The 24,304-nt window shown below is 38.6% G+C and carries 29 protein-coding genes and 3 tRNA genes; 13 read left to right on the top strand and 19 right to left on the bottom strand.

The annotated features are described in order from the left end of the window. Positions 1–383: 383 nt before the first annotated feature. Positions 384–1,355 (top strand): 23S rRNA pseudouridine(955/2504/2580) synthase RluC, encoded by a 972-nt coding sequence (rluC, locus tag ACUXZ4_RS04680; protein ID WP_464973878.1) that lies wholly within the window; start codon positions 384–386, stop codon positions 1,353–1,355. A gap of 6 nt (positions 1,356–1,361) precedes the next feature. Beyond that, complete coding sequence (locus ACUXZ4_RS04675; protein WP_464973877.1) at positions 1,362–1,874, top strand: hypothetical protein; 513 nt, start codon at positions 1,362–1,364, stop codon at positions 1,872–1,874. A 71-nt stretch (positions 1,875–1,945) separates the two neighbouring features. Here the strand turns inward: ACUXZ4_RS04675 and trxA are convergent, their stop codons facing one another. Both trxA and ACUXZ4_RS04665 read right to left on the bottom strand, forming a co-directional pair. Next, positions 1,946–2,269 carry a thioredoxin TrxA gene (gene trxA, locus ACUXZ4_RS04670; protein ID WP_464973876.1) on the bottom strand — a complete coding sequence of 108 codons (324 nt, stop codon included), beginning with the start codon at positions 2,267–2,269 and terminating at the stop codon, positions 1,946–1,948. Between the two features lie 136 nt (positions 2,270–2,405). Beyond that, positions 2,406–3,515 (bottom strand): methionine biosynthesis PLP-dependent protein, encoded by a 1,110-nt coding sequence (locus ACUXZ4_RS04665; protein WP_464973875.1) that lies wholly within the window; start codon positions 3,513–3,515, stop codon positions 2,406–2,408. 270 nt (positions 3,516–3,785) lie between these two features. Here ACUXZ4_RS04665 and ACUXZ4_RS04660 point away from each other — a divergent pair. The 3 genes from ACUXZ4_RS04660 (at position 3,786) to ACUXZ4_RS04650 (ending at position 4,086) form a co-directional block, all read left to right on the top strand. After that, positions 3,786–3,861, top strand: a tRNA-Gly gene (locus tag ACUXZ4_RS04660). Between the two features lie 15 nt (positions 3,862–3,876). After that, positions 3,877–3,963 (top strand) — tRNA-Leu (locus ACUXZ4_RS04655). A gap of 49 nt (positions 3,964–4,012) precedes the next feature. Next, a tRNA-Cys gene (locus ACUXZ4_RS04650) sits at positions 4,013–4,086 on the top strand. Positions 4,087–4,208: 122 nt separating this feature from the next. Here ACUXZ4_RS04650 and ACUXZ4_RS04645 read toward each other — a convergent pair. Both ACUXZ4_RS04645 and ACUXZ4_RS04640 read right to left on the bottom strand, forming a co-directional pair. Then, positions 4,209–5,468, bottom strand: coding sequence for an HlyC/CorC family transporter (locus ACUXZ4_RS04645; protein WP_464973874.1), 1,260 nt, complete (start codon positions 5,466–5,468; stop codon positions 4,209–4,211). A 67-nt stretch (positions 5,469–5,535) separates the two neighbouring features. Further along, on the bottom strand, positions 5,536–6,303 hold the full coding sequence (locus tag ACUXZ4_RS04640) for a cytochrome C assembly family protein (RefSeq protein WP_464973992.1): 768 nt from the start codon (positions 6,301–6,303) through the stop codon (positions 5,536–5,538). A 158-nt stretch (positions 6,304–6,461) separates the two neighbouring features. On the opposite strand from ACUXZ4_RS04640, the gene ffh reads away from it, so the two are divergent. Together ffh and ACUXZ4_RS04630 are read left to right on the top strand one after the other, a co-directional pair. Further along, positions 6,462–7,850, top strand: a complete 1,389-nt coding sequence (gene ffh / locus ACUXZ4_RS04635; RefSeq protein WP_464973873.1) for a signal recognition particle protein — start codon at positions 6,462–6,464, stop codon at positions 7,848–7,850. 64 nt (positions 7,851–7,914) lie between these two features. Further along, entirely contained in the window at positions 7,915–8,382 is a 468-nt protein-coding gene (locus ACUXZ4_RS04630) for a surface-adhesin E family protein (RefSeq protein ID WP_464973872.1), read from the top strand. 75 nt (positions 8,383–8,457) lie between these two features. Here the strand turns inward: ACUXZ4_RS04630 and mpl are convergent, their stop codons facing one another. Next, the gene (gene mpl, locus ACUXZ4_RS04625; protein WP_464973871.1) at positions 8,458–9,834 is read right to left on the bottom strand and encodes a UDP-N-acetylmuramate:L-alanyl-gamma-D-glutamyl-meso-diaminopimelate ligase; all 1,377 of its coding nucleotides are present in this window, start codon (positions 9,832–9,834) and stop codon (positions 8,458–8,460) included. Positions 9,835–9,956: 122 nt separating this feature from the next. On the opposite strand from mpl, the gene fbp reads away from it, so the two are divergent. The 6 genes from fbp (at position 9,957) to priC (ending at position 14,937) form a co-directional block, all read left to right on the top strand. Continuing rightward, a complete protein-coding gene (fbp, locus tag ACUXZ4_RS04620) occupies positions 9,957–10,961 on the top strand; it encodes a class 1 fructose-bisphosphatase (RefSeq protein ID WP_464973870.1) in 1,005 nt (334 codons plus the stop codon). Between the two features lie 151 nt (positions 10,962–11,112). Continuing rightward, positions 11,113–11,625: a hypothetical protein gene (locus ACUXZ4_RS04615; RefSeq protein ID WP_464973869.1), complete on the top strand. Its 513-nt coding sequence runs from the start codon at positions 11,113–11,115 to the stop codon at positions 11,623–11,625. A 110-nt stretch (positions 11,626–11,735) separates the two neighbouring features. Further along, positions 11,736–12,143 carry a lactoylglutathione lyase gene (gene gloA, locus ACUXZ4_RS04610; protein ID WP_464973868.1) on the top strand — a complete coding sequence of 136 codons (408 nt, stop codon included), beginning with the start codon at positions 11,736–11,738 and terminating at the stop codon, positions 12,141–12,143. Positions 12,144–12,202: 59 nt separating this feature from the next. Beyond that, positions 12,203–12,865: a ribonuclease T gene (gene rnt, locus ACUXZ4_RS04605; RefSeq protein ID WP_464973867.1), complete on the top strand. Its 663-nt coding sequence runs from the start codon at positions 12,203–12,205 to the stop codon at positions 12,863–12,865. A 98-nt stretch (positions 12,866–12,963) separates the two neighbouring features. After that, positions 12,964–14,319: a Na+/H+ antiporter family protein gene (locus tag ACUXZ4_RS04600; protein ID WP_464973866.1), complete on the top strand. Its 1,356-nt coding sequence runs from the start codon at positions 12,964–12,966 to the stop codon at positions 14,317–14,319. A 42-nt stretch (positions 14,320–14,361) separates the two neighbouring features. Continuing rightward, positions 14,362–14,937 carry a primosomal replication protein PriC gene (priC, locus tag ACUXZ4_RS04595; RefSeq protein WP_464973865.1) on the top strand — a complete coding sequence of 192 codons (576 nt, stop codon included), beginning with the start codon at positions 14,362–14,364 and terminating at the stop codon, positions 14,935–14,937. Between the two features lie 426 nt (positions 14,938–15,363). Here the strand turns inward: priC and ACUXZ4_RS04590 are convergent, their stop codons facing one another. The 14 genes from ACUXZ4_RS04590 to ACUXZ4_RS04525 all read right to left on the bottom strand — a co-directional run bounded on the left by ACUXZ4_RS04590 (position 15,364) and on the right by ACUXZ4_RS04525 (position 24,304). Further along, positions 15,364–15,633, bottom strand: a complete 270-nt coding sequence (locus ACUXZ4_RS04590) for a DNA helicase UvrD (RefSeq protein ID WP_464973864.1) — start codon at positions 15,631–15,633, stop codon at positions 15,364–15,366. Continuing rightward, on the bottom strand, positions 15,612–16,265 hold the full coding sequence (locus ACUXZ4_RS04585) for a hypothetical protein (protein WP_464973863.1): 654 nt from the start codon (positions 16,263–16,265) through the stop codon (positions 15,612–15,614). The genes ACUXZ4_RS04590 and ACUXZ4_RS04585 overlap by 22 nt, the downstream gene beginning before the upstream one ends. Beyond that, the gene (locus ACUXZ4_RS04580; RefSeq protein ID WP_464973862.1) at positions 16,262–17,845 is read right to left on the bottom strand and encodes a tail fiber protein; all 1,584 of its coding nucleotides are present in this window, start codon (positions 17,843–17,845) and stop codon (positions 16,262–16,264) included. The genes ACUXZ4_RS04585 and ACUXZ4_RS04580 overlap by 4 nt, the downstream gene beginning before the upstream one ends. Next, on the bottom strand, positions 17,838–18,443 hold the full coding sequence (locus ACUXZ4_RS04575; RefSeq protein ID WP_464973861.1) for a baseplate wedge 1 family protein: 606 nt from the start codon (positions 18,441–18,443) through the stop codon (positions 17,838–17,840). Before ACUXZ4_RS04575 ends, ACUXZ4_RS04580 begins: the two co-directional genes overlap by 8 nt. A gap of 4 nt (positions 18,444–18,447) precedes the next feature. Continuing rightward, the gene (locus ACUXZ4_RS04570) at positions 18,448–19,884 is read right to left on the bottom strand and encodes a baseplate J/gp47 family protein (RefSeq protein ID WP_464973860.1); all 1,437 of its coding nucleotides are present in this window, start codon (positions 19,882–19,884) and stop codon (positions 18,448–18,450) included. Continuing rightward, on the bottom strand, positions 19,881–20,255 hold the full coding sequence (locus tag ACUXZ4_RS04565) for a contractile injection system sheath initiator (RefSeq protein WP_464973859.1): 375 nt from the start codon (positions 20,253–20,255) through the stop codon (positions 19,881–19,883). The genes ACUXZ4_RS04570 and ACUXZ4_RS04565 overlap by 4 nt, the downstream gene beginning before the upstream one ends. Next, positions 20,252–20,887, bottom strand: a complete 636-nt coding sequence (locus tag ACUXZ4_RS04560; RefSeq protein WP_464973858.1) for a Gp138 family membrane-puncturing spike protein — start codon at positions 20,885–20,887, stop codon at positions 20,252–20,254. The genes ACUXZ4_RS04565 and ACUXZ4_RS04560 overlap by 4 nt, the downstream gene beginning before the upstream one ends. A 2-nt stretch (positions 20,888–20,889) precedes the next feature. Continuing rightward, complete coding sequence (locus ACUXZ4_RS04555) at positions 20,890–21,063, bottom strand: hypothetical protein (RefSeq protein ID WP_464973857.1); 174 nt, start codon at positions 21,061–21,063, stop codon at positions 20,890–20,892. Between the two features lie 193 nt (positions 21,064–21,256). Further along, positions 21,257–21,694 carry an IS200/IS605 family transposase gene (tnpA, locus tag ACUXZ4_RS04550; RefSeq protein WP_464972197.1) on the bottom strand — a complete coding sequence of 146 codons (438 nt, stop codon included), beginning with the start codon at positions 21,692–21,694 and terminating at the stop codon, positions 21,257–21,259. Between the two features lie 176 nt (positions 21,695–21,870). After that, a complete protein-coding gene (locus ACUXZ4_RS04545; RefSeq protein ID WP_464973856.1) occupies positions 21,871–22,152 on the bottom strand; it encodes a type II toxin-antitoxin system RelE/ParE family toxin in 282 nt (93 codons plus the stop codon). Beyond that, the gene (locus ACUXZ4_RS04540; RefSeq protein ID WP_464973855.1) at positions 22,149–22,346 is read right to left on the bottom strand and encodes a hypothetical protein; all 198 of its coding nucleotides are present in this window, start codon (positions 22,344–22,346) and stop codon (positions 22,149–22,151) included. Before ACUXZ4_RS04540 ends, ACUXZ4_RS04545 begins: the two co-directional genes overlap by 4 nt. A 76-nt stretch (positions 22,347–22,422) precedes the next feature. After that, entirely contained in the window at positions 22,423–23,376 is a 954-nt protein-coding gene (locus tag ACUXZ4_RS04535; RefSeq protein ID WP_464973854.1) for a phage protein, read from the bottom strand. Beyond that, a complete protein-coding gene (locus ACUXZ4_RS04530) occupies positions 23,366–23,686 on the bottom strand; it encodes a phage baseplate plug family protein (RefSeq protein WP_464973853.1) in 321 nt (106 codons plus the stop codon). The genes ACUXZ4_RS04535 and ACUXZ4_RS04530 overlap by 11 nt, the downstream gene beginning before the upstream one ends. A gap of 3 nt (positions 23,687–23,689) precedes the next feature. After that, a complete protein-coding gene (locus ACUXZ4_RS04525; RefSeq protein WP_464973852.1) occupies positions 23,690–24,304 on the bottom strand; it encodes a phage baseplate protein in 615 nt (204 codons plus the stop codon).

The raw sequence follows: 24,304 nt of genomic DNA, 5'->3' as shown, positions 1-24,304 counted from the left end.
TATTCTAAAAACTCGATTAAAAACCACCGCACTTTTGCTTTATTTCAATATCAATAGGGGCAAAATCCACAATCGACCTCGTGTTTGTCGCCTTATGCCTGTCATCACGACTGTCTAGGGCTGGGTGCATTGATTGGGTATCATATAAGCATTTAACGCATGCTTTGATAACAGATGGATTTAATCACATATTTTGTTAAAAATTAATGTCTTATGTCTAAACTGCATTAATTTTAGCTTTAACAAAAAACAACTCAATTTTGCTGAGGCAAAATCTGACATATTATGGACGGAAGTCACTAATTTGGCAAGGTATTTCGGCAATTTTAATCACAACTAAATTGTGCTAGAATTCGCCTAATTTTTATCAGCATCAAGATTTTATGGCTACTGAAAACGACAAAATTATCAATGCGAGTGTCAAATTATTTGAAATATCTGAAGATGAATCAGGTCAACGAATTGACAATTATTTATTAGCAAAATTAAAAGGCGTGCCGAAAAGCTTAATCTATCGCATTGTGCGCAAAGGCGAAGTGCGTGTGAACAAAGGGCGCATTAAGCCGGAATATAAATTACAAACTGGAGATATTGTTCGTGTGCCTCCTGTTCGTGTATCAGAAAAAACGCAAGCACCTGTTTCAAGTAAATTAAATAAGGTTTCTCAACTAGAACAACAAATTATCTTTGAAGATGATTGTTTGTTGGTATTAAACAAACCTTCAGGCATTGCTGTGCATGGTGGCAGTGGATTAAGTTTTGGAGTTATTGAAGGGCTAAGAGCATTGCGCCCAGAAGCTCGCTTTTTAGAACTCGTTCATCGTTTAGATCGTGATACCTCCGGCATTTTACTCGTAGCTAAAAAACGTTCCGCATTACGTCATTTACATGAACAACTTCGCGTTAAAACCGTACAAAAAGATTATTTGGCACTGGTAAGAGGACAATGGCAATCCCATGTAAAATCCGTACAAGCACCATTATTAAAAAATGAATTAGCCAGTGGCGAGCGTATTGTCAAAGTCAGCGATCAAGGAAAACCTTCCGAAACACGTTTCACTGTGGAAGAACGCTATCATAATGCGACCTTAATCAAAGCCTCACCAATTACAGGAAGAACACACCAAATTCGTGTGCATACATTACACGCAGGACATCCAATTGCCTTAGATGATAAATATGGCGATAAAAACTTTGACGCAGAAATGAGTGAAATAGGTTTAGATCGTTTATTTTTACATGCTGCAAGCATTCGATTTGAGCACCCAAAAACTGGGGAAACTTTGCGTTTGAATGCACCATTAGATAATAAAATGAAAAAAATATTAACTATACTCCGAGAACAATCTCGTTAGGATAATATGATGAAAAAATTGCTATTGTTATTACTCACTAGCTTGGCATTGCCTCTAAGTGCGGTGCAAAAAAATGCGATTTTACCGCAAGATATTATAGGCGAATGGACCTGCCGCATTTTATATCGTGATATCAATATTGAAACCATGGACAACCTTGATTTTCAAGAAGATGGTAAAATCGTCGCCATTGGTTACACCTTAATCAAAAAAGATTTTATGTATGAAAACAAACACATAGGTCAATGGTATTTGCAAGATAATATGCTTTCTGAACTCATTGATGAATTTGAGATAACACGACTTCATTCTAAACAAACAGAAAAACGATTAAGAAAAGAACCCCGTTTAGCTCAATGGGAAGATACCTTGTTCTATCATCTAAAAAATGGCATGAATCAAGGCGATATTATTGATTTTTCGGTTACCAAATTTGATAAAGAAAATATGGAAATTCAACATATTTGGGAAAATCAGAAACGTTATCCTGGTATTTGTAAAAAGAAAAATAAATCCTAAAATTCATCAAAAATTGACCGCGCTTTAAAAGAAAAATCCCGCTAATTGCGGGATTTTTTATGTAATTCAAATTAAAGTGCTTGATCTACAAAAGAGGCTAATTGTGTTTTTGGCAACGCACCAACTTGTGTTGCTACCACTTTACCATCTTTGAATAAAAGTAATGTTGGAATACCACGAACACCAAATTGTGCTGGTGTATTTTGGTTTTCATCAATATTCATTTTTACGATTTTCACTTTATCGCCATATTCAGCCGCTAAATCTTCCAAAATTGGCCCAACCATACGGCAAGGTCCGCACCAAGGTGCCCAAAAGTCTAATAATACGGGAACATCTGAATGTAAAACATCGCTTTCAAATGATGAATCTGTTACATGTAAAACATCTGCCATTTTTCTTTCCTTCTTAATGTTGTTTGAACCTTAAGATAAGGCTCAATAGATAAAATTCAAGGGTTGTACTACAAAATTAAACTCAGTGTAGCACAAGCTCGCCCTTATTTGAATTATTAAGCAACTCAATCAACCTTTATTTACATTGAGAAAGCGCTTGTAATAAATCGGCTTTAATATCTTCCGCATCTTCTAACCCCACAGAAAAACGTAATAAACGGTTGCATACGCCACGAGCAATGCGTTCTTGCTCCGGAATATCCATATGCGTTTGCGTTGCAGGATAGGTAATAAAACTTTCCGCACCACCTAAACTCTCAGCAAAAGTAATCAATTTTATTGACTTAAGGAATGGGTTAATCCAATTTTCATTGTGTAAACGGAAAGATAACATTCCCCCTTTATTTGGATATAACACATCTTTCACTTGCGGTTGTTGACGTAAAAACTCAGCAATTTCTTCTGCATTCTTTTGGTGTTGTTTTATGCGTAAAGACAAGGTTTTTAAACCGCGAATAATTAACCAAGAATCAAAAGGTGAAAGTACCGCACCTGCGCCATTTTGAATATAGAATAAACGGTCACAAAGCTCTTGTCCTTTCGCCACTATTAATCCTGCTAATACATCATTATGCCCCGCCATATATTTGGTTGCGCTATATAATACGATGTCAGCACCGGCGTCCATTGGTTTAAATAACACTGGCGTTAAAAACGTATTATCCACAATTAATAATAAATTATGTTTTTTCGCCACTTTAGAAATAGCAACAACATCACATTCTTCCATTAATGGGTTAGAAGGTGTTTCCACAAAAATAGCTTTTGTATTTTCCGTAATTGCTGCTTCAATTTGTTCAACAGAAGCGGTATTCACATAAACAGGTTTCACGCCATGGGTATTTTTATAGCAAAAATCCAACCAACGATAAGTGCCTCCGTAAACATCACTAGAGACAATCCATTCATCAGGTGCTTTAAACAAGGTCATCAAAGCTTGAATTGCTGCCATACCAGAAGCAAATGCTAAAGCTCGATCACCACCATCTAATTTAGCGGCAGTTTCTTCTAATACAGTTCTTGTTGGATTTTTTGTTCTTGTGTAATCAAAACCTGTACTTTCACCAATGCCATGATGGCCATAAGCTGTAGAAAGAATGATTGGTGTTGAAACCGCGCCTGTTCTAGGATCCGTTCGATTTCCTGCTTGTGCTAGAATGGTCTCTAATGCATATTCCTTGGTCATTGTGTTCACCTAATTTTTATATTTAATTATCCGAAAAGAGCTGTCATTCTGACATAAAGCGCGGTGTGATTAAAGCCTAATTTTCAATATAACCTATACTCAATTTGGTTAATCATTCAAATCAAGCAAAGAAATGTATCACAAATCGCCGAACTGCATTTTTTTTCAGCAAACGACATCTATTTTTCTATTTATTTAAAAAATCCTGTTGACACAAAATTAGATTTGCGTAAAATGCACATCCGTTGACAGCAATAAGCTGAAAGCAATGCGGGAATAGCTCAGTTGGTAGAGCACGACCTTGCCAAGGTCGGGGTCGCGAGTTCGAGCCTCGTTTCCCGCTCCATTTTAAATGCGTTGTGCCCGAGTGGCGGAATCGGTAGACGCAAGGGATTTAAAATCCCTCGCCTTTCGAGGCGTGCCAGTTCAAGTCTGGCCTCGGGCACCATTTAATCGAACACCGCAAGGTGTTTTTTTATATCTACACAACTTCCTACGGCGTGTTAGCAAAGCGGTTATGCACTGGATTGCAAATCCATGTAGCTCGGTTCGACTCCGGGACACGCCTCCATTTTATTTCCACTTCATATTCAACATATAATTCAACTATTTGTTAAATTAAATCCATTTATATTTTGATAATAAAAAAGCGACAAATTAACTTCATCGCTTCGGTTTCTAATAAAAGTGCGGTTATAATTTCACGACTTTTGCCTGTTTCACCATATTGTCTGCTACTTCCAAAATAGTGACTTTCAGCCCATTTAGTTCAAATTCTGTTCCTTCTTCAGGGATATCTTCTAAATGTTCTAAAATCAAGCCGTTAAAGGTTCGTGCCTCTTCCGTATCTAAATTCCAATCGAATAATTTATTTAGGTCACGAATATTGGTTGAGCCCTCAATTAAAATGGAGCCATCAGACTGTGGTGTCACCTCTTCTTCAATTGATGGCATGGTGGAAGTAGTGAACTCACCTACGATTTCTTCCAAAATATCCTCTAAGGTAACCAGGCCTTTGATATCGCCATATTCATCCACCACTAGACCAATACGTTCTTTATTGTTGCGGAAATTTAATAACTGCGCTGTCAAAGCTGTTCCTTCTGGAATAAAATAAATTTCATCCGCAGCTCGAATTAAGGTTTCTTTGGTGAATTCATTTTTATCTAACATTAAGCGATATGCTTCACGCACGCGTAAAAATCCCAGGACATTTTCATCCATATTATTTTTATACAACAACACTCGTCCATGAGCTGCATGGTTAAGTTGTCGCATAATAGATTTCCAATCGTCTTCAATATCAATACCGGCAATATCAGGGCGCGGCACCATAATATCGTCAACAGTAACCTCTTCTAAATCCAAAATGGATAACAACATTTCTTGGTGCGCTGAAGGAATGAATTTACCACTTTCATGTACAATTGAACGCAATTCTTCAGGACTAATATGATTGCCCTTCGCTTCTGTTTTCAAGCCTGTTATTTTAATTAAGGCTTTAATGATTAAATTCATCAAGAAAACTAATGGCGTAAAAATTTTCATTAGCAGTGAAAGCAGATGGCTAGAAATAAATGCCACTTTTTCAGGGTATAAAGCAGCCACTGTTTTCGGATAAATTTCCGCAAAAACGAGCATAAAGAAAGTCAACACCCCTGTTGCAATCGCAACCCCTGCATCACCATATAAACGCATACCGATAATGGTTGCTATCGCTGAAGCAGAAATATTGACAAGGTTATTACAAATAAGAATTAGGCTGAGTAATTTATCTGTTTTTTTCAATAATTTGTCCGCTTTTTTAGCGCCTTTATGACCTTTTTCAGCCAAATAACGCATACGATAGCGGTTAGCCGATAATAATCCAGTTTCAGAACCAGAAAAATACGCCGATGTGACTAATAGAATGGCAAGAATAATGAATAGCGTACTAAGGGGAATACTGTCCAAAGATTGTTCCTTTTGTTAATTGAATATTAAGCAAAACTGCCTCAATTTAGACCGCACTTTTAAGCGTTTAAAATGAAACTGGTAAAATTTTGCTGCCAAAATAAGCAATAGTAAGCAGGATCATACCTGAAATTGTCAAAATAATCATTCTTTTTCCGCGCCAATACCATTTCCAATGCCCTAAAATCGCCAAAGCGAAAACGATCCAAGCAAGAGCAGAAAATACGGCTTTGTGAATATTACTGTCTGCCATGGCATGCGATAAATGATAAGTCCCTGTTATAAGAATAATGCTAAGCAATGCTTCCCCTGTACACATCACTCGGAAAAAATGGCGTTCAACTAGCATTAATGGGGGTAAATCTGGAGAAGGCACTGCTTTTTTCCGTTTCAGATGACGATCTAACCACACAATTTGAATGCTATATAACATGGCAACAAAGCATACGGAATATGCCAACATGGATAAGGTGATATGAATAAATAATTCTGGCGATAAATGCACCAATTGGCTTGGAATAAATTCCGTCATTAAAAGATTAATTAATGCTAAAGCATAAACACTTGGCAATACAAAAGACAGGGTTTTCACATTCCATAACATCAATAATGTTGTGAATAACGCCATGACCCAACTAATAAGCGAGCTGATTTCAAGTAAGCTGAGATTTGTACCAGTATTCAAATAAGCGAGTAGATTAGGGAAACTGAGGTAATGACAAACAACCGCTACCAAAACTGTTGTTAAAAAGAGATGACGTTTGGGTTTGGTATGCCCATCAATTTTCAACAACATTGGCATAATCAATAGAATATTGAAGCTATAAAATAGCATTGCGAAAATGGCATAAGGAGGTGTTGTCAATTTCTTTTACCTTTTATTTGAAATAATTCGCATTTATTTTAACTGGGCTAATCTGAAATTTCAAATAGTGAAACAAGGTGATTTCAGGTATAATCAAGCAAAATCATTGAGTAATATGAGAAAGTAAAATGTTTGAAAATTTATCCGATCGTCTATCGAAAACCTTACGAAATATTACAGGTAAAGGACGCTTAACTGAAGATAATATAAAAGATACGCTGAGAGAAGTACGCATGGCGTTACTTGAAGCGGATGTTGCTTTACCTGTGGTGCGTGAATTTATCAATAAAGTGAAAGAACGCGCTATTGGTGAGGAAGTCAACAAAAGTTTAACACCAGGGCAAGAATTTCTCAAAATTGTACAAGCAGAACTTGAATCTGCAATGGGAGAAAGCAACGAAAGTTTAAACCTTGCCACACAGCCGCCAGCTGTTATTTTAATGGCGGGTTTACAGGGCGCGGGTAAAACAACTTCCGTTGGAAAATTAGCGAAATTCTTAAAAGAACGCCACAAAAAGAAAGTGCTTGTGGTGTCTGCTGACGTTTATCGCCCTGCCGCGATTAAACAACTTGAAACCTTGGCACAAGCTGTTGGCGTGGATTTTTTCCCTTCCGAAGTCAAACAAAATCCTGTTGATATCGCCAAAGCAGCTTTAGCTGATGCAAAATTAAAATTCTATGATGTTTTAATTGTGGATACTGCGGGTCGTCTACATGTTGATACCGAAATGATGGCGGAAATTCAACAAATTCACACCGCACTTAATCCAGTTGAAACTTTGTTTACTGTGGATGCGATGACCGGTCAGGATGCAGCAAATACAGCAAAAGCCTTTAATGAAGCTTTGCCACTCACTGGGGTAATTTTAACCAAAGTGGATGGTGATGCGCGTGGCGGTGCAGCACTTTCGATTCGTCAAATCACAGGTAAGCCGATTAAATTCTTGGGTGTAGGCGAAAAAACAGAAGCTCTTGAACCCTTCCATCCAGATCGTGTTGCTTCACGTATTCTTGGCATGGGCGATGTACTGTCGTTAATTGAAGATTTGCAACGTTCAGTAGATCAAGAAAAAGCGGAAAAAATCGCACAGAAATTTAAAAAAGGCGATCAATTTACTTTAGAAGATTTTCGTGAACAGTTAATTGAAATGAAAAAAATGGGCGGTATGATGTCCATGTTAGACAAACTGCCGGGTGCGAAGAACTTACCGGATCATGTTAAAAATCAAGTAGATGACAAAATGTTTATAAAAATGGAAGCCATCATCAATTCCATGACATTAAAAGAACGCGCCAATCCGGATATTATCAAAGGCTCACGTCGCCGTCGTATTGCAATGGGATCAGGCACACAAGTACAAGATGTCAATAAACTATTGAAACAATTCGATGAAATGCAACGTATGATGAAAAAAATGCGTAGCGGTGGCATGGCGAAAATGATGAGAGGCATGAAAGGCTTAATGGGCGGAGGCATGGGTGGCCTCGGCGGATTAGGAAACATGTTCCGTCGTTAAGCCAAAACTTCAGAAATTTACACCGCGCTTTACATAGCAATCACATTAATTGAGGGAGGTTAATATGAAAAAAGTACTATGGCTAACCAGTTTGATGCTACTTTCCGCATGTAGTTCTAACCAACCAACAACGCCTGTAAAAAATGAGCAGCAGTTAAATCCGCCTGAAAAAATTGAAACAGGCTTTTTCCGTCTTGCACCAAATTCTGAATACTACATTGATAGTGCATCGATTTGGGTGGATAACGATAAATCACATCTGATTAACTTTGATATTGTGATTAATCTAAAAATTGGACACGCAGTATTTGAAGACAAAAATCTGTTTAGTCATTCATTACGACAGCATAAAGTAGTCAACTGTAAGACACAGAATTTAATGCATACCGATTCTTATTTTTATTCTGAATTTTGGGGACAAGGTTTAGCAACGCCACCTAAACGCCAATCTGAACATACCGTTAAATTGCGTGAAGGTTCAAGCTTAGGTACTGCGGCACAAATTATGTGTACTAACTTCTATCGCCCTTAAAAGTGCGGTCAAAAAAGAAAACGTTCTGATAGAAAAATCCCTGAGTCGTTATCTGCTCAGGGATTTTTAATTTAACTAATTTTTTAATTTATCTAATATTTTCTGATGAATACCACCAAAACTACCATTAGACATCACTAAAATATGATCACCAGGTTTGGCTTCTTCAGCAATAAATTCTACTAATTTATCCAATTCTGCCGCCCATTTAACAGGCTGAATACAAGCGCTAGCAATCTCGGCAACTTCCCAGGGAATATTTTCAGGTTGTAATAAAAACACATTATCCGCGCGAACTAATGCTGGGGCGATTTCATCTTTATGGTGCCCCATTTTCATGGTATTTGAACGAGGTTCTAACACCGCCAAAATTCTCGCTCCACCACCGACTTTATCTCTAAGTGCGGTTAAAGTTGCTTGAATTTCTGCGGGATGGTGGGCAAAATCATCATAAACGGTAATCTGATTAACTTCGCCTTTCACTTCTAAACGACGTTTTGCATTAATAAAAGTCGATAAGGCTTTCGCGGAATTTTCAATGGAAACGCCTGCATGATAAGCTGCTGCAATTGCCATTAATGCATTGTGCATATTGTGCTGACCAACAATGTTCCAATGCACCTCCGCCGCTTTCTGCCCTTTATGATAAACCGCAAAACGCGTGCTATCTTGCGTTAAACGTTCTGCATACCATTCTTGATCCTTCCCTAAATATTGTTTTTCAGACCAACATCCCATATCCAAGGTTTCTTTTGCACTTTGTTCATTCGCAACAGACAAGACCAAACCTGATTGAGGCATAGTACGAATCATATGGTGGAACTGGCGTTGAATCGCTTTTAAATCATCAAAAATATCTGCATGATCAAAGCCAATATTGTTGATAATTAAGGTCTTAGGATTGTAATGCACAAATTTTGAACGCTTATCAAAAAATGCCGTATCATATTCATCTGCTTCAATCACAAAATATTGGCTATCGCCTAAGCGAGAAGATACGCCAAAATTGCCCGCAATACCGCCAATTAAGAATCCTGGATTTAAACCATTTTGATCTAAAATCCAGCTTAACATACCCGTTGTAGTGGTTTTTCCATGGGTGCCTGATACGGCAAATACCCAACGATTACGCAATAAATTATCATGTAACCATTGTGGGCCAGAGGTAAATGGCAACTGATTTTCTAAAATATATTCGACGCAAGGATTTCCGCGTTTGATTGCATTACCAATCAAAATCATATCAGGTGTAGGTTGCAACTGTTCAACCTCAAAATGGGGGATGATATCAATGCCACTTTCTGTTAAAAAAGTGGACATTGGCGGATAAACATTAGTATCAGAACCAGTAACATGGTAGCCCAATTGTTTAGCGATAAGAGCAACACCGCCCATAAAGGTGCCACATATACCTAAAATATGTATATGTTTTTTCTGTGAAATTTCGTTCATTTATTTAGACCAAGTAAAAAAGCGTGAGCTGGATCACATTCTTCAATATATAAAGTTGGTATCATAATCTAACTTATTCTACTCGTCTAGCAAGAAAATATAATCAAGGAATTAAGATTGTTATGAAAACATTAGATGAATTTGTCATTGAAAAACAAGCAGAATACCCGAACGCCAAAGGCGCATTAACCGGTATTTTATCGTCCATTCGTCTTGTTGCGAAAGTCATTCATAGAGATATTAATCGTGCAGGACTCAGTCATGATATTTTAGGTGCAGTTGGTAATCAGAATATCCAAGGTGAAAACCAAATGAAATTGGATGTGTTTGCCAATGATACCTTTAAACGAGCCTTAATGGCACGTGAAGAAGTGGCTGGCTTTGCGTCAGAAGAGGAAGATAGCTTTATCGCATTTGATACAGAACGTGGCCGTAATGCAAGATATGTTATTTTGACCGATCCATTAGATGGTTCTTCTAATATTGATGTCAATGTGGCAGTGGGAACAATCTTCTCCATTTATCGTCGCGTATCCCCTATTGGGACTCCTGTCACCTTAGAAGATTTTATGCAAGAGGGGAATAAACAGGTTGCTGCTGGCTATATTGTATATGGTTCCTCAACAATGCTGGTTTACACAACAGGCAATGGTGTTAACGGTTTTACCTATGATCCGACCTTAGGTACATTCTGTTTATCTCATGAGAATATTCAAATACCAACTGACGGACGCATTTATTCTATTAACGAAGGGCAATATTTGAAATTCCCAATGGGTGTTAAAAAATATATAAAATTCTGCCAAGAGGAAGATAAATCTACTGGTCGTCCTTATACATCCCGTTATATTGGTTCATTAGTATCAGATTTCCACCGCAATCTGCTTAAAGGTGGGATCTATATTTACCCAAGTGCAACAACCTATCCCAAAGGTAAACTACGTCTATTGTATGAAGGAAACCCAATGGCATTCTTAGCAGAGCAAGCAGGCGGATTAGCAAGCGATGGTTACCATCGTATTTTAGATATTAAACCAACAGAACTCCACCAGCGAGTGCCATTATTCCTTGGCTCCAAAGAAATGGTAGAAAAAGCTCAGCACTTTATGAACGAATTTAAAGATTAATAGTCTAAATAACCGCTTCTGAAAAAGCGGTTATTTATTTTTACAGTTTAGAAAATGTAAATTTATGTAAAATATGAATCCCTTTTTTGATCTTTTATACAAGATTATTTATATTTAGAAAACATTAATAATTTATTTTAAGGAAATATCTATGAAATTATCTAAAAAAGCACTATTAGCAACTGTAATGGCTGCAACAGTGACATTAACTGCTTGTGATAAATTAAATTATCAAGCACAAGCTGCAACACAAAAAACTCAAGTTCAAGAACAAAAAACTACCAATGATGCGATGATTGCCGAATTTGGTAAAAATATTCAAATAAAAACGATTGCCCGTAATTTCGTTAAAAATGACAAAAATGAACCGGGTCTTGCATATAGCTACAATATTACCAATACCGGTAACAAAGCGATTAAAACAGCTTCTTGGGTATATGCATATCAATTTGAGAATAATGTTATCCATACACATCCAATAAGCCTTAATTTTGAACAAGACTTCAATCCAAATGCGAATTTTAACTTAAATGTGATTATTCCTTTTTCAACTGTATCACCAGAAGTGAAAGCTATTTTTGAAAATCCTAAAAATGAAATTTCAAGCGTTGCCATTGCACGTGAAATTCAATTTGTTGACGGTTCAAAAATCACTGTTGAATAATAAAGACTTACCAAAGGCATCGTTCTGATGCCTTTTTTATTTTTTCATTTCTCTTAATTTACAAAATTATGGCATAATCTAACCTGTTTATTAGATAAATGGAGGAAATCATGCGTATTTTGCATACCATGTTACGAGTGGGAAACTTAGAACGCTCTATCAAATTCTATCAAGATGTATTAGGCATGCGTTTATTACGTACTAGCGAAAACCCAGAATATAAATATACGCTCGCTTTTCTTGGTTATGATGATGAAGACAAAGCAGCAGTGCTTGAATTAACCTATAATTGGGGCGTTGAAGAATACGAATTAGGCACTGCCTATGGTCATATCGCGATTGGTGTCGACGATATTTATGCGACCTGTGATGCAGTAAAAGCTGCTGGTGGAAAAGTAACGCGTGAAGCAGGTCCTGTAAAAGGTGGCACAACGGTAATCGCTTTTGTTGAAGATCCTGATGGCTATAAAATTGAATTTATTGAAAACAAAAGTGCAAAATCCGCATTAGGTAACTAAAGCGCGGTCAATTTTTACTTAATTTTATCGGTGCGTTTCGGCGTACCCTTTTTATTTTTATGACAAACGAAATTGTAGATTTTAATTTATTAAAGCACCGTTTTCGCGGTTACTACCCTGTCATCATTGATGTAGAAACAGCGGGATTAAATTGCCAAACGAATGCATTATTAGAGTTAGCTGCCATCACTGTCAAAATGGATGACAAGGGTTTGTTGCAAAAAGATCAAACCTATCATTGCCACATAAATCCCTTTGAAGGCGCAGAAATTAACCCTGATTCAATGAAGATCAATGGCATTGATTTAAATAATCCTATGCGACAATCAATGGCCATTTCTGAATTAGATGCGATAACAGGGTTATTCCAAATGGTTCGTCGCGGACAGAAAGAAGCTGGCTGCCAACGTTCCATTATCGTGGCACATAATGCGACCTTTGATCAAAGCTTTATTATGGCTGCCGCTGAACGTACTGGCATCAAACGAAATCCATTCCACCCCTTTGCCTCTTTCGATACGGCGACCTTAGGTGGATTTATGTTTGGACAAACTGTTTTAGTGAAAGCATGTCAAGCAGCTAATATCAGCTTTGATGGAAAACAAGCACATTCGGCTTTATATGATACAGAAAAAACCGCTGATTTATTTTGCTACATGGTTAATCACTTAAAACAGCTAGGTGGATTCCCTCATGTTATAAATTCATTAGATAATTCATAAAAGCGCGGTGTTTTTTTGATAAATTTTTGTAAAGCGCTAGACAAATCTTTTTTTTCCAGTAAATTTAAAAAAGACATTACAAAAACTAAGGAAACAATATGCTGACCAATCCCGTTATTATATCAATTCTCGTTTTGCTCGCCTTGAGCTTGCTACGAATTAATGTGGTGATCGCATTAGTGATCTCCGCACTTACTGCTGGTTTAACTGGCGGATTAGGCATGTCAAAAACAATTGAAGTCTTCACCGGCGGACTCGGTGGTGGTGCAGAAGTTGCAATGAACTATGCTATTTTAGGCGCATTCGCTGTCGCTATTTCAAAATCAGGCATCACTGATTTATTAGCCTATAAAGTCATTCAACGTTTAGGGCAAACGCCAACTGGTAATTCTGTTGCTGGTTTTAAATACTTCATTTTGATTGTATTGGTCCTCTTCGCTATGTCCTCACAAAACGTTTTACCAGTGCATATCGCCTTCATTCCGATTGTGGTTCCACCATTATTAAGTATCTTTAATCGCTTAAAATTAGATCGTCGAGCTGTCGCTTGCGTGCTCACTTTCGGTTTGACCGCAACCTATATGCTCTTGCCAATCGGTTTCGGTAAAATCTTTATTGAAAGTATCTTAGTCAAAAATATCAATGAAGCGGGAGCAAGTCTTGGCATTCATACTAGCGTTGCTGAAGTGTCAATGGCAATGCTCATTCCTGTAACAGGTATGGTACTGGGTTTATTATTCGCTATTTTTGTTAGCTACCGTAAACCGCGTGAATACATTGTAGATGTCGCAGAACCAACAACAGCAGAAATTGAACAGCATATTGCCAATATTAAACCATTTCATGTGTGGGTAAGCATTATTGCTATCCTTGTGACCTTTGGCTTGCAACTCTTTACAAGTTCAACCATTATTGGTGGTCTTGCTGGTTTAATTATCTTCGGTGTCTGTGGCATCTTCCGCTTAAAAGAAAGCAATGATATTTTCCAACAAGGTTTACGCCTAATGGCAATGATTGGCTTTGTGATGATTGCAGCTTCTGGTTTCGCTAGCGTCATTAAAGCAACAGGTGGCGTCACATTACTGGTTGAAAATTTCAGCCAAGGCTTAGGAGCAGATAACAAAGGCTTAGCTGTTTTCTTAATGCTAGTAGTTGGTTTATTTATCACAATGGGAATTGGATCATCTTTCTCTACTGTGCCGATCATTACCTCAATTTACGTGCCACTTTGTGTTGCATTAGGACTTTCGCCATTAGCGACCGTCGCGATTGTAGGCGTAGCTGCAGCATTAGGCGATGCAGGTTCCCCAGCCTCAGATTCAACATTAGGTCCAACGTCAGGCTTAAATATTGATGGTAAACATGATCATATTTGGGATAGCGTTGTACCAACATTCTTACATTACAATATACCATTGCTCGCATTCGGTTGGATTGCCGCAATGATTTTATAATCCCATCCCCCTATCATTAGGGGGATTTCTTTATTTAAAACAATGAAAAATTACACCGCACTTTTTGATGAGTTAGAGCGACATATTGCTGCACTTCAACAGCAATATAGCGCTTATCAAGATAAATCCTTGACAACAACATTTGCTGAACATGTATTTAGTGAAAACGGATTATCATTAAATGACTATATTGCTGAAATGCGACAAGGTGTACAACAATTACGTCAATTGTCCGCACCGACAAGCGAAGAGATAACGTTTTATTGCGACAGATTAATCGCACAATTTAGGTCATTACAAGACGCGATGATTGAAATATCCCAATCTAAGTCCAAGAAGGCCATAAATTTCAAATCAACGATGAATAACAGGGAAAAACTTCGTCAATCAATCGATCAACTCCCCCCTCGTGAGCGTTTAGATAAATACTATGAAGCCTTGCATGCATTAAATGAGAAATTAAACCAACAGAAAAGCATGTTAACTCTGGCTACTAATGACTGGGATAAACAAGCAATTAGCGCTCAAATTGAGCATACAAAACAACGACAAATACGTTGTTTAAATGCAATTGAAACCCTAGAGGAATATTTGGCATTCAAAGATGAGCAGATATAAAAACAAAACCGCAGCCCTAAGAGCTGCGGTTAAAAATTTGATGGCGGAGGAAGTGAGATTCGAACTCACGGAGGGCGTAAACCCTCGCCGGTTTTCAAGACCTACATAATATAACTATTTGTAAGCAAAAATATATTTATAAATCAAAGATCTAAACTCCTAATATTATACCATTGTTCATAATAAAGTATCATTGATTTAGTGATTTTTGTATTTATTATGTCAAATATATGTCAAACACAAAAACAAATCACAATGCAACATTGCCTTAAACCTTGCACGCAATAACATCTATATACACCACACCTATAACATCACATTAAAAATGTGATCCACATTACAAAATAAAAATAATAACTCCAAAACAATCTGGCACATAGCTAGTCATTTATAGTCCGCCGCACCATACAAAGTGCGGTGGATTTTTTAGGATTTTTTGAAACTATCGGGATATTGCTTGCGGTTTAATTCGCTTTTATAGGCGGTTTCGCAGTGATTTTTGTCAAAAAATAAGCCATTGATAACCTTAAATAACAATCGCCAACGTTTTTTCGGCTTGTCGGCTAACACCGCACCGCGATAGGCTCGGCTTGATAGCGTTTCATCCGCCGCACCACCCAGAAAAGCATTGAATAGTTGGTCAATACCAATAACGACATGATAAAAATAGTTTTTTAGCCTAAATTTAATTGCCATTGTTCAATCTCCTGTTCAAGTACGGTTAAATCTGCCTCAGTTTTAGCGGCTAAAATACGGTCCTCAAAGGCTTGACGCGTGCCGATAATATACCCCATCACTACCGCGAATTGGTCCGCTTTTTCAATCACTTTTTGACACAATAACGCCAACGGTACACCGCGATTTTCTGCCAGACTGGTAAGCATTGGTGTTGGGTAGCTATTATCCTCAACCCATCCGCGCGCCTCACGTTCTTGACGGTAAAAACTATCAATCTCTGCTTGTGGGTAGCCGATAAGGATTTTTGCTTTTAATGCGTCCGTTTTATCGGCGGTCTGTTGGATAAGAACTGTTTTTTCAATTTCAAGTTGTTCATTTTGTAATGCTTTTTGCTGGCTTGCAGTTAAAAGTTTCCACGATTTACTGCTTTTATCCCAATAGTGATTTTTTGATGGTTTATCGCCTGAATAGTGAATTACCCCATTTTCTACCCATACATCACCATCATTTGTAACACTAGCTGAAATACCATTTATATCCTCTTGTGTATACACTGGATACCAATTACTACCAGATGTTATTAACGAACCATCAGCAGCAGTTATCGGCTCATCAAAAATCAAATCATCAATATTGAATTGTTTAATCATAACAACACCCCTCCGTCTATCACATGTATTTGAAATCCACATCTTTTGCTTGCTGGTGCAAATATTTTTATTTTGTTTACGCCATGCATTACTACGCTATAACTAAATCTAGCACTGCCATTATCTGTTACATTTACCACTGCATTAGATGTTACAGCTTCTGGTAAATTAATAATTACCTCTCCATTTGTTGGCGTTTGTATATCTGGAGCATAGATTGACATGATTTTCCACCCTTTCCATCCATTACTATAGTTCATCCTTAGTTTTAAAACTTTCGCTCCTGAGTAATGTCTTGGATATAATGATTCAGTGATTAAGTTGTTTAAACTCAACCCACCGTGAGCAAAAACATCACCTGCTGATACAAAATCCCCATTTTTATGGAAATACCAATTTGACAAAGTGTTATCATCAGCACAATATGTAATTACGCCTGCACCGTAATTTTGCTGACTATATGTTCTAACCCCTAAACCAAACGTGGCTCTTTTACCATTACCGGTTGCTCCAGTAAATAACGCTTTAATGAATGGATAATAAGCATCTCCGTTCCAATTTATTTGAGGTATATATAGAGGTGACTCTTCTCTGAGTTGTTCGTTATAAGCCTGTTGGCTCGCTTTTAGTTTTAAATTACCATTTAACGCATCCCCATTTTTGTTTACTCCATCAACAATCCCGTAACCAGAAAGAGTTGTAGGCTTGCCCCTAACTCCATCCCAATCTGATCCGTCTATACGCGTCCAATCTAGCCAGTTGTTATCTTTTCTGCCTCTAACATATTTACTATTGTCAGCATAAGTTGTGTACTCTTGCTGCACGCCATACGCCGATAAACTCACCATTAATGTGCCCGCTTGATTAGTTGGATAATTCCTAGCAGTAGTTGCCTCATCAGTAAGTGGTTGTCCGTAAATACCTGGAGTGGATACATCATTAAGATTTTCTGTGTTAAGGCGACGAACAATAAAATCTGATATACCATAACCTGCTAGCGTTGTAGATGGAGATTGTTTACTTCTAACCACACTTAGCGCCTCCACACCTTTATCATAAGCAGTCTTTACCGCATTACTTGTCGCTACTGTGTCGCTTGATGCGCTATCTACCGCGTCAGATTTTTTACTATTAGGTATATAGTTAGCCAAATTCCGCGTTAAAGCATTGATTAAATCTTTAACAACTTTCACCGCTTTTGGTGTTGCAGCTTTATCTTCCGCGTTTGAATCTGTGGAGCTATCTAATTGAGTAACCCCCACCTGTTCCGTTGTTGCATTAGGTTGAGCAGCAAGTTTTTTAATGGCTTTTAGTAGTGTGTTAAGATCGTTTTCTGTTACTGCAATTTTTTGGTCTTGACACACTTTTGCAATCTGACTGTATAGCCATTGGTCTTTTTTATCGTTCCATTGCTGTAAAGCATTGAAATCCTCAACTGTAGGCGTGTCATCACCTAAAAAAGACCACCCTGTACTGTAGTTTGTTTCGGAAAAATCCACAGTATCGCCACTTTCAGCCCATTTGATTTGTTGAAACAATTTCATTAAGTCGATTTGATTTGTACTCATCGTTTTACCCATTTCCATTCATAATGTTGACTGAAACAAAAATCCCAGCGGCTGCTGGGATAAGTTTTTCTTTTATGCTTTCAATAGCTTCACTTTCAAATTTAACCGATCTGGTGACATTAACTGTCAGCTTACACTTCTCCTCTATCACTTCAACTCGGTTTGCCACAAATGCAGCTTGGCAGGCTCGAATAACATCTTCAACCGTACCGTGAGAATTGTTTTTAACAATCTTCCAACGCAGCAACCGTTTATAAAGGTTGTCTGAAATAAATCGGTATTGCTTGTTGCTTGTTTCTGAGTTTAGGCTACGAATAACTGCTTGCGAGAAACCTTTTGCTTTGCTCTGCCCTGTAAAACCAAAGTAAAACACACCGTCCACAGTCATATAAGGACGTGATAGACCTAAAATATCCCCAATTCCGTCTAACTGCTTACCAACCGCATTATCTAAATGCCGATTTAGCAATAATTCCCGAAATGCACCTTGCAATGACGCAAAAGGGGTGAAAAGTGCGGTATAAAGTGAGTGGATATTAGGTGAGCATTGAAACTGAATGAGATTGTGTTGTTTCGCTATCTCAAGATAATTTTCATCTAGTCCGTCCATTTGCCTATCCTATGGTAATTATGGTTTTATCAAATACCGCAATTTCATCAGGTGCGATCTGAATATCCTGTGCCTGATAATGCGGCTCAGAATCTGTGATTTGATTAGTTGAACCAATGGTAATAGATACGCTGTTGACACCATTAACAGATACACATTGAGCCATCAGTCGTTGCAGTACAACATCTGATCCGATTTGCAGCTTGTCGCCATATTTCATTAAATTATTTAAGATACTTACAAAATGACCTGATGCAGTCGGCTCACCTTGATCGACAAAAGTATTCACAGAAACTTTAATCCAAATATAGCGTCTGCGTGGGCGTGAGAACTTAATTGCTCGGCTTATATTCTGACTGTCTGTGACGGAAACAGTTGTATTGCCGTGCGTAGGTATGCCCGCAGGTTTTTTAGTCAAAATCGCTTGTGCTACAGCACTATCCAACCCACCTTGTACAACGCAATGAATAGCATTTGCTGGTGTGCTAAATTGGTCTTGGGTGTTGCTTGTGTTCTCATATACAAAAGCAGATGACACCCCTTTCACTTTGAGCAGATTATCTAACAGGCTTTCAACCGTTCCTGCTCCAGTTTGATACACGCCTAACTGATAACGAGCATACAATTCGGCATCGGTTTCCATTTCTCGCCCTTTTGTGCCTTGTGTAACGTTATTTACGCTTTCTAAGCCATCAATTCGAGTGATGAGTTCACTCACTTGCCCAACTTCTGCCAAATCAGTACTTGCTCCTTCCGTTTGTGCTTCGTTTAAACAGCCTAATGACGTAATCACAAGGTTTTGACTTAAATCAAGAGAAAAGCCAGAAACCGTAGTAGCTCGCAAACGCAAGCTATTACCTTGTGTTACAACGGATAAAAAATGCAGCACTTTTAATCGGTTACCCAACTGTTCGATCGCATATTGGATTGATGAGCGATCGGTTTGATAGCGATACTGCACACCGTTGATTGTGACTTGTAAAACTTCGCCTGTTGAAATTCTGCTGTTTTTAAAAGCAATCTCCACATCATAAGCACGAGAACGGTTAAGTGTTAATTCGCCGACACTGTAATACATCTCTTGGCTTTTAATGTTGCGAACAGCAGTATATTCAGGGATTACCGTATTTTCTTGTCCGTACCACGCCACATCCACAGCGGACGGTTGAGCTGGCAAGCGTTTAACCCCAGTAAACGACACCGCACGATCTAAATTCGCACCCGTTGCACTCATTGGGTACATTGCACTGTAGATACTTTCGGCAAGCTCCCAAATGGTTGCAAACCGCTCCGCTTCATTCGCAGCCAATACGCCAAGCACCGTATCAGGCGAGAGTTCCGTTTCTTCGCCAAATTCAGAGCGTAATGTTGTAAAAATCTCCTGTAACTGTTCAGGCAGTCGTTTACGCTGAAAACCTTGTGATGTTACGCCATACTTCATTGTTTCTCTCCTATTTCAACCGTATCAGCAACTAATCCTGCTGTGGTTTCTGCTTCAAAAGAGACAAAAAGTAACCGTGCTTGACGGTCAATTTTCGTCTCTAATTTTGTCACCCGTTTTACCCCTTTCACTGCGATAATCTTCTGCCGAAAAACATTCTCAACTTTCACTTTATCCGCTGATTTGAGCAGAATTTGCTCAAAGTACGGAACACCAATCGAAGTGTCCAAAAACCACTCGCCTAAAAACGTGAGTAAGGCAATTTTGATTTGTTGAGCTTTTTGGTTTGCTCCATCAACCAAAACCAAGCGATTATTTTTGAATAGCAAATCGTGCTGACTGGATAATTTTAGATCTACACTTACGCTCATTTTTTCGGACTTCCTGATTCTTTATTACCACTTTCTACGCCAGTATGGGTATGAGTTGAAAGACTAATGCCTTTTCCGCCCACTTCGCCCTGTGCAGTAATGCTACCCGTGCTTGTCATACTGCCATTTAGGGTTAAATCGCCATTGATGGTGTTTTGTGGTGCGGTAATTGTTGTGCTAGGGGCGTTAATCAACACATCACCGCTAGGCGTAATCTTTAGCGAGCCAGCACCATACTTGATACAAAGATTTTCCCCATCAGCAGACGGCGATTTGGCGTTAGTGCTAGGCATAGCAAACGCATCGGATAAATCGAACATTCTCGGATCATCTGGCGACTGCTCACTCCCACTTAACCAGTTTTCCAACGAGCGATGAGAGAAAATCAACAACACGCCATCACCTGCTTTCATCGGCAGCGTAATTTGAGCCACCGCACCGCCCACATCCGCCACTGGAAAGCACACAGGCACATTCACAATCTGCGGAGCAGGCAATGTTTCTCCATTGCTTAACCGCTTAGGAATGGTGGGTTTGACAGTGGCACGCACCGCAGACGGATCGTAACTGACAATCTTCGCTGGAATAGCGATATTGATTTCTGCAAGGGCATTAGCGATTTCGGTTTGCATTGTTACCACCAACGGATTGCACTAATAAAAGGAGTTGAGAACAGTAATGTTAATCCGACTGCAATAAAAATAATGGCAATACCTATGGATGTTTTAATAAATGGGGTTGCATAAGTTTCCATTTCTAGTCCCTCTTTTGGATGGATTTTTAATTTAGTTTTGCTATACTTAGCCATATAAATTATTTCCTCTTTGTTACGGAAAGTTGGGAATAAAAAACCCCGAACACTCGCAATGTTCGGGGTTTTGTTTTTACAACGGGTCAAAATTTGCAAATTTTTTGCAAGTAAAAATCCACCTTCATAGAAGGTGGCTTTGAATGACGCCCCATAGGGGCGTTTCTAAATTCCGATTCTGAGAATCCGAATTTTACATTGAAGATAGCTTTAACTGCTTATCTTCCAATTCATGTTTCTCTTGATATTTCACATATCTACGTATCATTTCTGCATTGACACCTACGGTGTCTACGCAGTAACCTCTCGCCCAAAAATGATTGCCCCATAATTTATGTTTTCTTAAATACGGAAACTTATTGAACAATCTTATCGCTGTTCGACCTTTTAGGTGACCCATCACATCTGATACCGATAATTTCGGGGGGATCTTTACTAAAAGATGAACATGATCTTGCTGAACATTCAGTTCAACTATCTCTATTTTCAGCTGCTCACAAAGGATTCTCAGCTGTATATACACTTCTCGACCTACTTTATCTTTCAAAATCCGAAAGCGACATTTCGGTGTCCAAACTAAATGATATTGACAATGCCAAATCACATGCGATGATTTCTTAAATCGACTCATTGTTTTTTCCTTATGTTGGTTATGGGGATAACTTCCACAAGGATTTTCTATGAGTCGATTTTTTCAGGCAAAGCCTTTTTAGCCGATAACCACCTTCAGAGAAGGTGGTTTTTAGTTAGCAATAAAAAAGCGTGACAAATTGCCACGCTTTAGATTTCAATCACTTTTTGTTCAAGTTAGTGTAAATTTGACCCTTTAGGGTAAAAATCGGCAATAATTACCACATCACCAACAACAATAAATTTTACAGAATGCCCGTATTTTAACGGGTAGATATGGAATTTCTGATCATCATAGGCAGCGGCAATAAAACTCAGTTTTTCAGCAGCAGAACGCATTGTCTCCAAGAAATGATAAGCAATTACTTCATTTTGACTATCGTTGTAGATGTAATCCGCTTTGTCTAGCAATTTGGCTTCTGCACGTTCTGACCAAAGAACACGATAATCTAGTTTCATTTACGCTGTAGCCCATTCTTCAAAACATATTCAAGTTTTTCCATCACTTCTTCGTGCGGAATAAGTTTGATTTTGCCTGTGATCACATCTTGCAAAAAACGTTGTTCTTCTGTCAAAGACTGTTCAAATGCCGACACGATCTTTTCTTGAAATCCCGTTTGTTGCAATGGAGCGTTTGTTTGAATGTCTCGCATAAAATACCCTTTATTTACTTAGCTAGGGAATTCTATCATACACCACTAAAAAGAAAAAAGTCTCATCAATTTTAGTTTACGCTCGTCTTTTCTTCCGATGTTTCGTCTTACCACCTGATTTCTTGGCTTTCTCGTCAATAATCCGCTCGACAAGATGAAGTTCGGTTTGCCAGTCGCCAGAATGACTATCGCCGATATGTTTTACGGTTTCCGCACGAAACCAACCTGTTACTGATGAGCTTTCTACTTTGACTTTATCCGCAGGGTTGATTTGTGGCAAAAGCAAACTTCGCACATTCCAGCCATCGGTAGCTTGCTTATCCGTGCTGACGGGTTGCTTTTGTTTGCTTTTTTCATCAACTTTTTTACTGCGTGCTGCTTCTCTTACTCGTTCAGGTGAGCCAATTAGTCCGCTATCGACTGCCAGTACAACACCTTGACGGCGAGTAACTTTGGCACGATTAACAACTTGTAACTCCCCATTCTGAACAGACCATTCTAAACCCGTGCCATGCACGATTTTGTCTAATGCGGTACGAGCTGCACCGTAAAAGCTAAAACCATTTGCCCATTTGCGTTCTTTAAGTTCTTCACCTGCAACGAGTTTTAATCCCATTTTGCCCGCAATATCATTCAGAATAAGCTGTGAACTCACGCCACCCGAATAGCCTAGACTAACGGCTGTATCTCGGATCTCAATCAAGCCATCAAGCACAAATAACTCCGTTACAATATCGCCATTTTCTCGGTAAGAGTAAGCGGTAGCAATATCGCCTGAACAAAGTAAGGTTGGCTCGTTTTCTTCTGCATATCCCGCATAAAGCACGCACCGCAAATTAGGCTGTTCTATGGCTTTGCGAGTGGTTTCTGATAGGTTGTAGATTTTAATACTGTTTTCGTTTGGCTCGCTTTTTACATCCTTTTGCACATCAAACGTAATTCGCATTGGTGGCTCAATCAAAATTGCATTTTTGGTTTCGCCTTTTTTGCCAATTAGCAAGCGATAAGTGCGGTCAAATCTAAAGCTCATCATCGACTCCCACATAGATTAGTACGGCTTTTTTCGCAATGAAATCATCTCGCCCAACGGTTTGCAGCTCATCATCTCGCACTACGATAAAATCGCCTAACGGTAACGTATCTTCGCTGAATTGTTGAAGTAAAAAGCGATCAGGTAATAACTTGATACCTGTCAAAATCTCATCGTTATAGGCGTTTTCAATTGCCATCGACCAAAAACCGCCTGTACTATTCCAAGAGAAGTGTAAGAAGAAAACTTCATCATCAAGTTCGACTTCTAGCAAGCTGTCATTTAGGTTAGGAATTGGGATTGTGATCATGGTTTATCTCTTAAATACCTTATTTGCAGCTTTAGCCGCTTTGTCTAGATTGGATTGCATTTTAACTTCTTCAACTTTTCCTGCTTGTTTTGGTGTAGGCGTTCCTCCACTAGCTTTACCAGCGTTCGCTTTCGTTTTGCCAGCTTTACCCGTTGCACTACCGCTTGTTTTTTCGGGCGGAATATCGGCAGTTCTAAGTGTGACTTTCTTAATCTTCTTCAAGGTTAAGCTCACATCAAACTTCTCTCCACCGTCTGCAGTACGACTAATTTCGCAGCTTTCAATGGCAAAATCGGGGTAAATATCCACCCCTGTCGTTACTGTGAGCAATGTTCTGTCTTGGTGCAACTGCCGCAAACTCTCTTTTGCTCCAATTAACTTCGCTTTACCTTGAGCTACATTAAATAACGTACCCGCACCAGTTATCACACCTTCAATTGTCAGCGTTTCTGCCTCTTGCGTAATATGATCTGAAATCACACTACCATCTTCTACGGGATATTCCGTAATTTGACTGCGTAAACTGGTGCTTTCTGTGAGTAAAGCGTCCAACTCAAGCACGCCGATAGTGGTCTTTGTGCCAAATAAAGAATTAAACAATAAACTGACTAAGCTCAT

It is taken from the genome of Reella acinonychis, from assembly GCF_052828705.1.
This window is presented reverse-complemented; position numbering and strand designations above follow the sequence as displayed.

Excerpts from the sequence above, each read along its gene's own strand:
- ACUXZ4_RS04575 (WP_464973861.1), bottom strand. The coding sequence starts at position 18,443 with ATGGACGGACTAGATGAAAATTATCTTGAGATAGCGAAACAACACAAT.
- ACUXZ4_RS04585 (WP_464973863.1), bottom strand. The coding sequence starts at position 16,265 with ATGATTAAACAATTCAATATTGATGATTTGATTTTTGATGAGCCGATA.
- rluC (WP_464973878.1), top strand. The coding sequence starts at position 384 with ATGGCTACTGAAAACGACAAAATTATCAATGCGAGTGTCAAATTATTT.
- ACUXZ4_RS04640 (WP_464973992.1), bottom strand. The coding sequence starts at position 6,303 with ATGCTATTTTATAGCTTCAATATTCTATTGATTATGCCAATGTTGTTG.
- ACUXZ4_RS04560 (WP_464973858.1), bottom strand. The coding sequence starts at position 20,887 with ATGCAAACCGAAATCGCTAATGCCCTTGCAGAAATCAATATCGCTATT.
- ACUXZ4_RS04565 (WP_464973859.1), bottom strand. The coding sequence starts at position 20,255 with ATGAGCGTAAGTGTAGATCTAAAATTATCCAGTCAGCACGATTTGCTA.
- rnt (WP_464973867.1), top strand. The coding sequence starts at position 12,203 with ATGACAAACGAAATTGTAGATTTTAATTTATTAAAGCACCGTTTTCGC.
- mpl (WP_464973871.1), bottom strand. The coding sequence starts at position 9,834 with ATGAACGAAATTTCACAGAAAAAACATATACATATTTTAGGTATATGT.
- gloA (WP_464973868.1), top strand. The coding sequence starts at position 11,736 with ATGCGTATTTTGCATACCATGTTACGAGTGGGAAACTTAGAACGCTCT.
- ACUXZ4_RS04530 (WP_464973853.1), bottom strand. The coding sequence starts at position 23,686 with ATGATCACAATCCCAATTCCTAACCTAAATGACAGCTTGCTAGAAGTC.
- tnpA (WP_464972197.1), bottom strand. The coding sequence starts at position 21,694 with ATGAGTCGATTTAAGAAATCATCGCATGTGATTTGGCATTGTCAATAT.
- ACUXZ4_RS04665 (WP_464973875.1), bottom strand. The coding sequence starts at position 3,515 with ATGACCAAGGAATATGCATTAGAGACCATTCTAGCACAAGCAGGAAAT.
- ACUXZ4_RS04630 (WP_464973872.1), top strand. The coding sequence starts at position 7,915 with ATGAAAAAAGTACTATGGCTAACCAGTTTGATGCTACTTTCCGCATGT.
- ACUXZ4_RS04570 (WP_464973860.1), bottom strand. The coding sequence starts at position 19,884 with ATGAAGTATGGCGTAACATCACAAGGTTTTCAGCGTAAACGACTGCCT.
- trxA (WP_464973876.1), bottom strand. The coding sequence starts at position 2,269 with ATGGCAGATGTTTTACATGTAACAGATTCATCATTTGAAAGCGATGTT.
- ACUXZ4_RS04525 (WP_464973852.1), bottom strand. The coding sequence starts at position 24,304 with ATGAGCTTAGTCAGTTTATTGTTTAATTCTTTATTTGGCACAAAGACC.
- priC (WP_464973865.1), top strand. The coding sequence starts at position 14,362 with ATGAAAAATTACACCGCACTTTTTGATGAGTTAGAGCGACATATTGCT.
- ACUXZ4_RS04535 (WP_464973854.1), bottom strand. The coding sequence starts at position 23,376 with ATGAGCTTTAGATTTGACCGCACTTATCGCTTGCTAATTGGCAAAAAA.
- ACUXZ4_RS04580 (WP_464973862.1), bottom strand. The coding sequence starts at position 17,845 with ATGGGTAAAACGATGAGTACAAATCAAATCGACTTAATGAAATTGTTT.
- ACUXZ4_RS04555 (WP_464973857.1), bottom strand. The coding sequence starts at position 21,063 with ATGGCTAAGTATAGCAAAACTAAATTAAAAATCCATCCAAAAGAGGGA.
- ffh (WP_464973873.1), top strand. The coding sequence starts at position 6,462 with ATGTTTGAAAATTTATCCGATCGTCTATCGAAAACCTTACGAAATATT.
- ACUXZ4_RS04675 (WP_464973877.1), top strand. The coding sequence starts at position 1,362 with ATGATGAAAAAATTGCTATTGTTATTACTCACTAGCTTGGCATTGCCT.
- ACUXZ4_RS04545 (WP_464973856.1), bottom strand. The coding sequence starts at position 22,152 with ATGAAACTAGATTATCGTGTTCTTTGGTCAGAACGTGCAGAAGCCAAA.
- fbp (WP_464973870.1), top strand. The coding sequence starts at position 9,957 with ATGAAAACATTAGATGAATTTGTCATTGAAAAACAAGCAGAATACCCG.
- ACUXZ4_RS04590 (WP_464973864.1), bottom strand. The coding sequence starts at position 15,633 with ATGGCAATTAAATTTAGGCTAAAAAACTATTTTTATCATGTCGTTATT.
- ACUXZ4_RS04540 (WP_464973855.1), bottom strand. The coding sequence starts at position 22,346 with ATGCGAGACATTCAAACAAACGCTCCATTGCAACAAACGGGATTTCAA.
- ACUXZ4_RS04615 (WP_464973869.1), top strand. The coding sequence starts at position 11,113 with ATGAAATTATCTAAAAAAGCACTATTAGCAACTGTAATGGCTGCAACA.
- ACUXZ4_RS04600 (WP_464973866.1), top strand. The coding sequence starts at position 12,964 with ATGCTGACCAATCCCGTTATTATATCAATTCTCGTTTTGCTCGCCTTG.